We start from the raw sequence: 12811 nt of genomic DNA on the forward strand, positions 1-12811 counted from the left end.
AGCTTATCACATTGTGATAACTTAAAATCCAAAAAAGGCGCTTTATTAATTTAAAGTGCCTTTTTTTGGTATCCTTCTTAATAGAAAAATAGCGGTTATAAAGAAAATACCTAAAACTACAATGGCTGAACGCGGGCTTCCTGTAATTTGATCGATAATCCCGTAAACACACATGCCTATTACAATTCCTATTTTTTCTGCTACATCATAAAAGCTAAAGAATGATGCAGTATCTTCTGTTTCGGGTAATAATTTTGAATAAGTAGAACGGGACAAAGCCTGAATTCCTCCCATTACTAATCCGGCTATAGTAGCCATTACATAAAAATGTATCGGTAATGAAATGAAATAAACAATTATACAAAATACGACCCAAACAGCATTTATAACGATCAATGTTGGGATATTACCAAATTTTGCAGATGCTCTAGAAGTCAAAACAGCGCCAAGTATAGCGACTAACTGTATCAATAAAATACAAATAATCAACCCGATAGTACTTTCTTCTTTTGATGACCACTGAATTTCCTGTGCTCCAAAATAAGTGGCTACCAGCATTACAGTTTGTACCGCCATACTGGAAACAAAAAAACCTCCCAAATAACGCTTTAACGGAATATTTTCTTGCAATAATGCCCAAACTTTCTTTAGTTCTTTAAAGCCATTAAATATGACATCTTTAGATATTTTTTTACTAGATTTTTTGCGTCCTTTTGGCAAGTAATAGTACGTATACTGGCTAAATATGATCCACCAAATTCCTACCATAACAAAAGAATATCTCATGGCAATTTTTGCAGCTCCTTCTCTTTCATTTCCAACAATACCAAAAACCTCTGGCTTCATAATCATCGCCAAATTGATAATCAACAAAATAACACTTCCTATATATCCTAATGAATATCCTTTGGCGCTAATTTTATCCTGTTGCTCTTCAAAGGCAATATCCGGCAAATAAGAATTATAAAATACTAAGCTTCCCCAGTATCCAATAAGTCCAAAAAAATAAAAGAGTAATCCGATATAAATATTTTCAAGATCGAACCAGTATAAACCAATACAGGATAAAGCTCCTACGTAACAGAAAAATTTCATGAATGATTTTTTGTTTCCCACATAATCCGCAATTCCGGATAAGAATGGAGAGGTAAACGAAACAACCAAAAATGCTACGGCAGTGGTAAAACTAATTAAAGCTGAGTTTTTTAAGTGCAATCCAAAAAAATCAATATAATGGTCACGTTCTGCAAATAAGGATTCATAAAAAATAGGGAATACCGCTGATGCAATAGTAAGGGGATAAACTGAATTGGCCCAATCATAAAAAGCCCACGCATTTAATAATTTTTTATCTCCTTTTTGTAAATCTTTCATAGATATGGTTTTGTTAACAGGCTACGAATTTATCTAATTTTTATCATAATCAAATAGAATTTTAATAAATAGTATATTAATAAATTATCAACATTCTCCACCATTATTTTGCACAAAAAAAGCCATCCTGAAATGGATAGCTTTTGAAATTATATTTTAATTATTTTATTCTCTTTATTTAATAATCCCAACTTTAAGTGCCGTGGCTTTAGCCTCTGGAATTAAAGCTTTTAAATTTGCAATTCTTGTCGCATCAGAAGGGTGCGTACTCATAAACTCCGGTGTTCCTGCAGCGCCTGATTTTGCAGACATTCTACTCCAGAATGCAATAGCATCATCTGGATTATAACCCGCAATTGCCATAAGGGTCAATCCTATTTTATCAGCTTCACTTTCGTTGCTTCTGCTAAAAGGAAGCATTACTCCTACTTCAGAACCTACTCCGTAGGCTTGTGCAAATATTTGTCTGGTTGATTCAGATTTAGTACTTGTAGCTGCATCCAAAGCTGCTCCGCCAATTTGCTGTAATTGTGCAGCACTCATTCTTTGAGCACCATGATTGGCTAATGCATGTGATACTTCATGTCCCATAACGGTAGCTAAACCTGATTCATTTTGTGTTACCGGCAAAATTCCGGAATACACTACTATTTTTCCTCCTGGCATACACCACGCATTAACTTCTTTGTTATCGACAAGTTTATATTCCCAACGATAATCGTTTAGATATTGAGATTGCCCTAAAAAAGTTAAATATTTTTCTGCAGCTTTTCTAATTTTAATCCCAACATTCTCTACCAATTTAGCGTCTGTTGTTCCGGTTATCACCTTATTTTCAGATATAAACTGACTATATTGCTGAAACGAAGAAGGAAATAATTCGCTATTTGAAACAAAGTTTAAATTTTTCTTTCCGGTAACGGGATTTGTTGCACAACTATAAACTAACACAGCTGTAAAAAGTCCAATTATTAAATGTTTTTTCATGATTTTGATATTAACAACACACAAAAATACAAATATTATTATTTTTAATTTTTATATAATTTTCTTAAAATTTATCAGAATTTATTTATTCGCCAATAATATGAAGTTCATTAAACTCTTTATCAACGATTAAGAATTTATTTTCTTCAAAGGCAATTTGATCAAATAATACTTTTTCATTATCTATTTCGATTTCAGAAACTTTAAAAGGCAATCCGATCAAGTTGATTTTATATTTAGTATAAGGCGTATCAAATTTTCCATCTTTATGTAATTGTACAATAAGTTCTTTTTCTTTTCCTATTGTTCTGAAAGATAAAAAGCTATAACGTCCTTTTTTATAATCATAACCGTCTTGCGCATCTTCATATACTACCGATTTTTCTTTACCATGTTTGAAATACAAATCAAGAGTTAATTCATCAAACTCTAATTCACCAACATATTGCTGAACAGGATATTTTGGAATAATGGCACCAGCTTTTACGAAAACCGGAATTTCGTCAAATTTGGTATCTACCCAAACCTCTCTTCCTCCTGTAGAAAACTCATTTGTCCAATAGTTATACCACTCACCTCTTGGAATATACATACGTCTGCCTATAGCATTAGGTTCAAGTATTGGGCACACTAAAATTTGATTTCCAAAAATGAATTCATCATTACGATAATGTGTTTGTGTATCGTCCTGATCATAATATACCAAAGGTTTTAACATTGGTATTCCTTCTTCAATATACTGCCAGAACATGGTGTATAAGTAAGGGAGTAACTGATAACGTAAACTCACAAATTTGCGGGTAATATTAATCACTTCTTCATCGAACGCCCATGGTTCCTGATTACCATGATCTCCTGAAGAGTGTGTTCTGCAAAAAGGATGAAAAACACCTAACTGAATCCAGCGTGCATACAATTCTCCAGTGGGCTGTTCTGCAAAACCTCCAATATCAGAACCGGTAAAGCCCATTCCTGAAATCGACATTCGCTGTACCTGAATATTGGCAATCCATAAATGCTCCCAGGTTGCTACATTGTCTCCAGTCCAGGAAGAGGTATAACGTTGCGCTCCTGAATAGGCAGATCTTGTAATTACAAAAGGTCGTTTAGGATAAGCAAAACGTTTTACGCCATGATAAGTCGCTCTCGCCATTTGCGTTCCGTAAATATTATGAGCCTTCCTGTGACTACAAGGATTTCCGTCATAAACATGACGAACATCCATTGGGAAAGTTTTATTTGGGACTTCCATAACGGCTGGTTCATTCATATCATTCCAAACACCTTTTACGCCAATATCTGAAATTAATTCTTTAAATAATCCTGCCCACCATTCTCTAACTACGGGATTTGTATAATCCGGAAAATTACATTCGCCTGGCCAGACTTTTCCTTTCATATAAGGTCCATCTGCTCTTTTGCAAAAATAATCTTTCTCTAAAGCTTCCTGATAAACCCAATAATCTTTATCAATTTTGATTCCCGGATCAATAATCACAACGGTTTTAAAACCATCTTCAGCTAATTCGGCAACCATTCTTTTGGGGTCAGGAAAATAGTTTTTATTCCATGTAAAACATCGAAAACCTTCCATATAATCAATATCCAGATAAATGGCATCACACGGAATTTTGAGTTCTCTAAATTTCGACGTAATTTCCTTTACTTTGCTTTCCGGATAATAACTCCATTTGCATTGATGATACCCTAAAACCCAAAGTGGCGGCAGTTCCGGTTTACCGGTCAAATCTGTATAAGTCGTTACAACATCCTGCATTTGTGGCCCGTAAATGAAATAATAATTCATTTCTCCTCCTTCTGCCCAAAAACTGGTCACATTTCTTCTTTCCTGACAGAAATCAAAGAAAGTCCTAAAAGTATTATCAAAGAAAATCCCGTAGGACTGTTTGTTTTGCAAGCCTATATAAAAAGGAACTACTTTATATAATGGATCTTGTTCTTTTTGATAAGCATATTGATCTGTAGCAAAATTTTCAACTCTTTTGCCTTTTAAATTCATTTGAGTGGCTTTGTCACCTAAACCGTAAAAACATTCTCCATCTTTCGAAGATTTACTCATTTTTACGATATTACCACCATACTCATAACTTTCTTCCCAGTGAAAACCAAGTTCATCTTCCAAAATTAAAAGATCATTTAAATCATAAATAGACAAACGAAGATCTGCCTTCTGAATTTTGCATTTTACTTTACTGGTTCTGATCTGAAAATAAGTTTCTTCCTCGGTCAGTTCAAGAAAATTATAACCGTGAAGCTGCGTTTTATCTATTGCATACGAAAAATCATTACTAAAATAACCTTTTGTAGTAAAACGAAATCGTATTAAGCTGTCTCTAAGAATGGTTACTTTTAATATTACTTTATTGTCTGTATTAAATAATATTGTGTCACCTTCATGCTCATGCGAAACAATTTTTGATGGATATAAATCTCCTTTGTATTCTAATGATGTATTTGTAATCATATTGCTAATGATTTAATTTTTATAACGCTAATCTCAATTTCAAACATACAAAAAAACTGTATAAACCTCTATGAATAAAAGGATTATTCACGAAAACGTTTTTTCTGAATGAGTGCTGGATTTCATCTCAAAAAATCAGGAATTCGATAATTTAAGGACGTTAAACTAATAAAATGATATTGTAGAAAATAATTCCTGTATCTTTTACAGGAATGAATAAACAATGACACCCAATGGAGGCAAAATTAATTCGGCTGAAAAATCTCTGCCATCATAAGGTATTGATTCTATTTGTAAGGATTTTGGGGTCTCTATGCCACTACCGCCATAAATGACTGCATCACTATTAAAAATTTCTTCCAGTTTACCTTTTTTCGGAATTCCTATTCTGTAATTCTCTCTTACCACTTGTGTAAAATTACAAACGACAATTACATCTTCTTTTGAATTAGTACCTTTTCGGATATAAGACAAAACAGCATTTTGATGATCGGAATAATTTATCCATTCAAAACCTTCTCCGCTAAATTGTTTTTCATACAAAGCCGGGCGGGATTTATAAAGTTGATTTAAATCTGTAATCAACTTTTTAACTCCGGAATGATAATCGTACTGAAGCAAATGCCAATCTAGACTATTTTCAAAATTCCATTCGTTACTTTGTCCAAATTCAGAACCCATAAACAATAATTTCGTTCCGGGATGTGTAAACATATAGCCGTACAACAACCTTAAGTTGGCAAATTTCTGCCACTCATCTCCAGGCATTTTATTGGCAATAGATTTTTTACCGTACACTACTTCATCATGTGAAAAGGGCAACATAAAATTTTCTGTAAAAGCATACGTCATCGAAAAAGTCAAATCGTTTTGATGGTATTTTCTATAGACAGTTTCTTTTTGAAAGTACTTTAAAGTATCATGCATCCAGCCCATCATCCATTTCATTCCGAAACCTAAACCACCGGTAAATGTTGGTCTGGAAACCATAGGAAAAGAAGTACTTTCTTCAGCAATAGTCTGAACTCCATCAAAATTAGCATAGATTACTTCATTAAATTCTTTAAGAAAACTAATGGTGTCCAGATTTTCCCTTCCTCCGTAAATATTCGGTTCCCACTCCCCTTCTTTTCGGGAATAATCCAGATAAAGCATCGAAGCGACTGCATCAACTCTTAATCCATCTACGTGATACTGCTGCAGCCAAAAAACGGCATTACTAATAAGGAAAGCGCGTACTTCATTTCGTCCATAATTAAAAACTAAACTTTTCCAGTCCGGATGATACCCTTTTCGGCGATCCGGATGCTCGTATAAATGTGAACCATCAAAAAATCCTAAACCATGCGCGTCATCAGGAAAATGTGAAGGAACCCAGTCTAAAATGACCCCAATTCCAGCCTGATGCAATTTATCAACCAAAACCATAAAATCCTGTGGTTTTCCAAAACGGGACGTTGGTGCAAAATATCCGGTTAATTGATATCCCCATGAAGGATCATAAGGATACTCCATAACCGGCATAAATTCTACGTGTGTAAAACCTGTTTCCTTTACATATTTTACTAAATCTTCTGCAAGTTCCAAATAAGTCAAAAATCTGTTATGATCTCCACGTTTCCAGGAACCTAAATGTACTTCATAAACAGAATAAGGCTTATCAAGTGCATTTTTTTCTTTTCGGGACTTCATCCAGTTTTCATCTTTCCAGCTATAATTTAAATCCCATACAACAGAAGCTGTATGCGGCGGCTTTTCGCAATATAAAGAGAAAGGATCTGCCTTTTCTGTTACAATTCCGTCAATTGATGATTGTATTTTGTATTTATACAATGTACCTTTTTCAATATGGGGGATAAAACCCTCCCAGATTCCGGAAGAATCCCAACGCACTTGCAGTAAATGCTCGCCTTGTGTCCAATAATTAAAATCGCCAACAACAGAAACCGATTGTGCAGTTGGAGCCCAAACCGCAAAATAAACACCTTTTACTCCATCAACTTCAACTAAATGCGCTCCTAATTTTTCATATAATTTGAAATGCTTTCCGGCTTTAAACAAATCTATATCAAAATCAGTAAATAGAGAATGCGTGATTACTTTATTCATATTTGGTTTTTAAGGCAATACATTAATTTAATTCTTTTATTCGATTCTAAAATTGTCTGAGAGTACAACTCCCTTTTTAATCACGACAATTCCGTCTTTTATACTGTACAATTCATTAGTAAAATTATCTAAATGCTTGCCACCGTTAATGTGAACATTGTTTCCTATACGAACATTTTTATCTACTAAAACATTTTTTATAAAACAATTTTCGCCTATTCCAACATGAATCTTACTAATCGTACTTTCATGATTCATTTCGTCAAGATCCTGATAGAAATCATTCCCCATTACGTAACAGTTTTCAAGTACGGTTCCCACTCCAATTCTGGAACGGATACCAATTACCGAACTTTTAATTTCTTTGGCATTAATAATACATCCTTCAGAAATTAACGATTGATTGATAATAGAATTTCTAAATTTTGATGGTGGCAGTAATCTTGGTCTTGTAAAGATTTTATTCTCATTATCAAATAAATTGAACTCCGGAATATCAGCAGTTAAACCAATGTTAGCCTCAAAAAAGGATTCAATATTTCCAATATCTGTCCAATATCCTTCGTATTGATAACTTAAAATTTTATGCTTTCCAACAGCATGGGGAATAATCTCTTTTCCAAAATCTTTTGTGTCGGGATTTGCCATTAACTCTTCCAACAATGGCTTATTAAAAATGTAGATTCCCATTGAAGCAAGGTATTTTTTACCTTTTTCCTGCATATGCTTGCTCACTTCGGATTCCCATTCAGGTAATAATGAAGCATCTGGTTTTTCGATAAAAGCATGAATATTATTTTCATGATCCGTTTTAAGAATTCCAAATTCTGGTGCATCCTTAGCGTTTACAGGCAAAGTAGCTATAGAAATTTCAGCATTGGCCGCAATATGAGCTTCCAGCATTTCATTAAAATCCATTTGATACAATTGATCACCCGAAAGAATTAAGGCATGATCGAAATCGTGTTTTAGAAAATGTGACATACATTGACGAACGGCATCTGCAGTTCCCTGAAACCAGGTTGGATTATCAGGCGTTTGCTCAGCTGCCAAAATATCAACAAAAGACTGACTGAAAATACTAAAATTGAAAGTATTTTTGATATGTGCATTCAAAGAAGCTGAATTAAACTGCGTCAGGACAAATATTTTAAAAATATCGGAATTAATACAATTTGAAATGGGAATATCAACCAGTCGGTATTTGCCGCCAATTGGCACTGCAGGTTTTGATCTTGTTTCTGTTAATGGGAACAAACGTGATCCTTGTCCTCCTCCTAAAATAATAGCAACTACATTTTTCTTTTTAAATTTCATTTTTCTCAATTATTAGGTTGTATATCTCGATGTATTCTTGGCACACACTTTCCCAGGAATGATCTGTTGCCATTCCTTTTTTTACTATTTTATTAAAATTTACTTTATCATTATACAACTTAACAGCACGATTTATAGAATAACAAATATCACCAACGGACGCCTGATCATGACAAATTCCATTTCCATCATCGCCAAAATCAATTACAGTATCACGTAAACCTCCAGTTCTCCTTACAATTGGAACTGTACCATACCTCAAAGCATACATCTGATTTAAACCACAAGGTTCAACTCTTGATGGCATTAATATGTAATCTGAACCAGCATAAATCAAATGTGCTAATTGTTCGTTATAACCAATAAAAACATTATAATTTCCATTATAATCCTTTCGCAATTGAGTTAACTGCTCTTCTATGACAGCATTTCCTGAACCCAGAATCAGGATGTTAATATTTGCGAAATTTTCAGACAATGCAAGTGCGGAAGCGTGGGGCAATAAATCACCGCCTTTTTCTTCAAATAGACGCCCAATAAAACTAAACAAAGGTTTTGTTGCGTCTAACTCAAATTGTTCGCATAATTTCTCTTTATTCTTTTGCTTACCGATTTCAAAACCATCTATAGAATAATTTTCTGAAATCATTTGATCTTTAGCAGGATCCCAAACTTCAAAATCAATTCCGTTTAAAATTCCTTTTGATTTGCTGCGAACTGAATTAAATAAAGATTCCAAGCCATTTGCTGAATGGTTAATTTCATCCAGATAACTCGGAGAAACCGTTGTTACCGCATGAGCGCATTTAATTCCTACAGCCAAAGAATTAATAGAATGATCCCACTCCAAAAATCCAACATGCATCAAATCAAATTCCGGCAGATAATGCAATTTATCAAAACCAAACCAACCCTGATATAAGCCATTATGAATGGTAATAACAGTTCTTATAGTCCGCAAACTTTCGTACTTATAAGCATACTTTACCAAAAACGGAATTACTCCCGTATGATGATCATGGCAATTGATAACATCCGGAATTGTATTTCGGGCCAATATCCAATCTAATGTTGCAATCTGAAAAGACAAAAAACGCTCTATATCATCTTCATATCCATAGACATTTGGGCGATTAAACAATTCATCAATTTCTACGAGATACAATTCATACCCAAGCTTATCTGTGCTTTCTTTTAAAATACTAAAAGGGAAATCAAAATTCCCTAATTTAACAGTTCCCCAGTGAACACATTCAAAATCATTCTCTTTTCGGAATTGGGTATCATAACAAGGCACAACAACTCTTGCTTTATGACCTGCATTTGCTTGATATTTAGGTAATGCCCCAACAACATCGGCAAGACCGCCTACTTTTGCCATAGGATAACATTCTGCGCTGATATGAAATATTTCCATTGAAGAATTTATAAACGTATTATTAAAACTAAACTTTGAATCATTTTTTACAGTAAACATCTCTTAATATGCTACTTTTATGTTTCCTAAATTTAGGAAAAAATAAGTGAAATTAAGGCTTCAAAAAAAAATTAGTGATATGGCAAAAAAGGTTAACAATCCTACACAATCTTTAAAAATTCCACAGTTTATAGTACTATCCTGTAAAATATGCGCTTTAATTTCGACGAAACTAGTTACCTCCTATGCTGCCAGATTATTTACAACACCTATAAAACATAAGGTTCCAAAAAGAGAATTGGAAATGGATCGCAACAGCACACAAAAAACAATTTTTGTTCCTGCTATTCAAAAAAACGTAGTGGTTTATGAATATGGAAAGAGTGATCGTAAAATCTTATTAGTTCACGGATGGTCAGGGCGTGGAACTCAGTTATTTAAAATAGCCGACGAGTTATTAAAAGACGGATATGCCACTATTAGTTTTGATGCCCCTGCACATGGAAAATCGCAAGGAAAAACGACTATAATGTCTGACTTTATTTATTCTATTCTGGAAATCGAAAAACAGTTTGGGCCTTTTGAAATTGCTATCGGACATTCATTAGGAGGAATGTCTGTTCTCAATGCTATAAAAGATGGTTTACAGGTAAAGAAAGCTATTATAATTGGCAGCGGAGATATTGTACAGGATATTCTGGACGAATTTATTGCAAAATTGGGTTTAAATTCAAAAATAAGTACCCGTTTACGTGATCAGTTTGAAAACAAATATCAAATAAAGATGAATGATTATTCAGCCTATGTTGCAGCTCAAAAAGTTAAAATTCCTGTTTTAGTTATTCATGATGAAGATGATCCGGAGGTTGCTGTAAAAGCTGGAATCCATATCAAAGAACATTTAGAAAATGGAAGCTTATTTATAACTCATGGTTTGGGTCACAGAAAAATTCTGGGAAATCAAAATGTTATCAAAAAAATCACTGAATTCATCAAAAGTATCTAATTTTGTGATAGTTATATTTTTACTATTCAATAAAAAAAATAAAAATGGATTTATTTGGAGAAACATCTAATTGGGAAACTAAGTTAAAACCCATTTTGAAAAAGTATAAGGGTAAAAAACATCCTTTAGAGTATCAAAATACCTATCAATTATTAGTGATGGTAGTTTTGTCAGCCCAGGATTCAGATGCTAATATCAATACTATTGCTCCTGCATTGTTTGCTAAATTCCCAACACTTACTAGTTTATCTAAAACTGATTCCGAAACATTCAAAACATATATTAGTAAGGTTAGAAACTATCCAACGAAAGCAGAATGGCTTCTGGAAATTGCTAAAACCATCAAAAACGATGACGCTATTCCTTTAACAATGCAAAGCTTAACAGCATTAAAAGGGGTTGGCAGAAAATCAGCCAATGTTATTTTAAGGGAAACTAACAAACCTGCTGAAGGTATTATCGCAGATTTACATGTTATTCGTGTAGCCCCCAGAATTGGAATTGTAAAAGAAAGCAAAGACGGAAATAAAATAGAAAAAGATCTCATGCAAGTGTTGCCAAAAAATATTTGGTCAGAAATTGGAATGGCAATTTCTTTCTTAGGAAGAGAAACCTGCAGGCCAAAACCAAAATGTGAAGAATGTTTGTTAACTGACATTTGCCATTATTATCTCACGGAAGTAATCTAAAAAGATTATTTCCTTCTGGTATCAATCAAATAAATAATCTTCCATATATTATTATCTTTAAACAAAGTAAAGGTATTTACACCTGAATGACTCAATTTGTTACTCAAATAAAATTCATATGGAGCCCAGACATGAGCCATTGAACCATCAATTTGAATAGTATAACTTAAGATTTTCTCCTGAAATTTTGTACTTGACGGAATTGAGGCGATAGATCTGTAAAATTTCTCTGAACTTTCATCTGATAGTTTATTTCCCTTAGAAATGCTTTCACTAATAGATTGTAAAATAATTCCTGAAGAGCAAACTGATTGCATCTTTAGCGTATCTTTTTCATGAAATCCTTCAAAAAAGATTTCAATACTTTTCTGAACATCTTGTTTCTGAGCATTAACAGAAAGTCCTAAAAGAAATAAAATTATAATGTGAAGTTTCATAATACTGATAAATTAGAAGTACGAATCTAATATAAATTCAAAACTAAAAAAAATTATCATTCATTCCACCAGATAATTTATAATTTCATTTTAGAATAAAAAGGAATTTAAAAACTCTATTATTACTTCTCTGAGAATCCATTTATCGGGGTAAATCCTAAATACTTTTCAAATAACGGATTCTCAGCTTGCCAATTTTGTGCTTAAAAAACACAATTTTATATCAAACAAAACAGTTATAGGAATTGATTGTATTTTAACAGAATCTATCCTTATCATATTATTTTTGGCGTTTCCCTCCGGGCCGGGCTGTACGCTAAATCTTTTGCGAGAGTGGTTTTGTTTAAGACCAAGGGGATTAGGATATCGCAAAAGGATACCGCTGCCATCCCTAACGCAGCCACAAATAAAGAGAAGTATTATTTTTAAAAGAAAATCCAAATTTTAAAAATCCCAAAATATTACGCCTGCAAAAGCTTGCCAGGCGATTTATAGAATTTCGTAAACGTTGGCAGTGGTTTCAAGCATGGGAGCGCACAATCTATGGTCATAATTGTGATAAATAGTTTTTTTTTTTACCGCAAAGTAAAACCGCAAAGTTCGCAAAGCTTTAAAGTTAAACCTTGCGCACCTTGCCGTTAAATCACAAACCCATAGAAAACAAAAAACCCCGTTTCGTTAGAAACAGGGTTTTTAAAAGAAAGGCGACGACATACTCTCCCACATAACTGCAGTACCATCTGCGCAGGCGGGCTTAACTACTCTGTTCGGGATGGGAAGAGGTGAGCCCCGCCGCAATAACCACCTTAAGGTTGTTAGTCTAAAGTCTAAGGTCTTAAAGTTATAAAGACTTTCGACTTTATGACTTTTATCTTTTGACTAAAAGACTGCCCGCGACGGGCAAATATCTTAACATACTGAGATAAAGAAAAGTATTTTTATTTAGTATTTTTAGAAAGTTTCTTCCTCCCGATTGCTCGGGAGGAAAAG

The 12811-nt window shown here is 33.7% G+C and carries 9 protein-coding genes and 1 rRNA gene; 2 read left to right on the forward strand and 8 right to left on the reverse strand.

The features are described 5' to 3' along the window. Window positions 1-45 precede the first annotated feature (45 nt). The 6 genes from ACHRWY_RS03325 to ACHRWY_RS03350 form a co-directional block, all read right to left on the reverse strand. On the reverse strand, window positions 46-1374 hold the full coding sequence (locus ACHRWY_RS03325) for an MFS transporter (protein WP_395352470.1): 1329 nt from the start codon (window positions 1372-1374) through the stop codon (window positions 46-48). Between the two features lie 174 nt (window positions 1375-1548). Continuing rightward, a complete protein-coding gene (locus tag ACHRWY_RS03330) occupies window positions 1549-2361 on the reverse strand; it encodes a M48 family metallopeptidase (RefSeq protein ID WP_395352472.1) in 813 nt (270 codons plus the stop codon). A gap of 85 nt (window positions 2362-2446) precedes the next feature. Further along, complete coding sequence (locus tag ACHRWY_RS03335; protein ID WP_395352474.1) at window positions 2447-4846, reverse strand: glycoside hydrolase family 31 protein; 2400 nt, start codon at window positions 4844-4846, stop codon at window positions 2447-2449. Window positions 4847-5050: 204 nt separating this feature from the next. Continuing rightward, window positions 5051-6955, reverse strand: coding sequence for a 1,4-alpha-glucan branching protein GlgB (gene glgB / locus ACHRWY_RS03340; protein WP_395352476.1), 1905 nt, complete (start codon window positions 6953-6955; stop codon window positions 5051-5053). Window positions 6956-6991: 36 nt separating this feature from the next. Then, complete coding sequence (locus ACHRWY_RS03345) at window positions 6992-8272, reverse strand: glucose-1-phosphate adenylyltransferase (RefSeq protein ID WP_395352478.1); 1281 nt, start codon at window positions 8270-8272, stop codon at window positions 6992-6994. Continuing rightward, complete coding sequence (locus tag ACHRWY_RS03350) at window positions 8262-9689, reverse strand: glycogen synthase (RefSeq protein WP_395352480.1); 1428 nt, start codon at window positions 9687-9689, stop codon at window positions 8262-8264. The genes ACHRWY_RS03345 and ACHRWY_RS03350 overlap by 11 nt, the downstream gene beginning before the upstream one ends. A gap of 139 nt (window positions 9690-9828) precedes the next feature. On the opposite strand from ACHRWY_RS03350, the gene ACHRWY_RS03355 reads away from it, so the two are divergent. Further along, on the forward strand, window positions 9829-10695 hold the full coding sequence (locus ACHRWY_RS03355) for an alpha/beta fold hydrolase (protein WP_395352482.1): 867 nt from the start codon (window positions 9829-9831) through the stop codon (window positions 10693-10695). 44 nt (window positions 10696-10739) lie between these two features. Beyond that, a complete protein-coding gene (nth, locus tag ACHRWY_RS03360) occupies window positions 10740-11384 on the forward strand; it encodes an endonuclease III domain-containing protein (protein ID WP_395352484.1) in 645 nt (214 codons plus the stop codon). 5 nt (window positions 11385-11389) lie between these two features. On the opposite strand, the gene ACHRWY_RS03365 is transcribed toward nth, so the two are convergent. Both ACHRWY_RS03365 and rrf read right to left on the reverse strand, forming a co-directional pair. Then, window positions 11390-11821 carry a nuclear transport factor 2 family protein gene (locus ACHRWY_RS03365; RefSeq protein ID WP_395352486.1) on the reverse strand — a complete coding sequence of 144 codons (432 nt, stop codon included), beginning with the start codon at window positions 11819-11821 and terminating at the stop codon, window positions 11390-11392. A 699-nt stretch (window positions 11822-12520) separates the two neighbouring features. Beyond that, window positions 12521-12630, reverse strand: a 5S ribosomal RNA gene (gene rrf / locus ACHRWY_RS03370). Window positions 12631-12811 lie beyond the last annotated feature (181 nt).

Source organism: Flavobacterium sp. FlaQc-48, from assembly GCF_044007335.1.
Lineage (GTDB): Bacteria > Bacteroidota > Bacteroidia > Flavobacteriales > Flavobacteriaceae > Flavobacterium.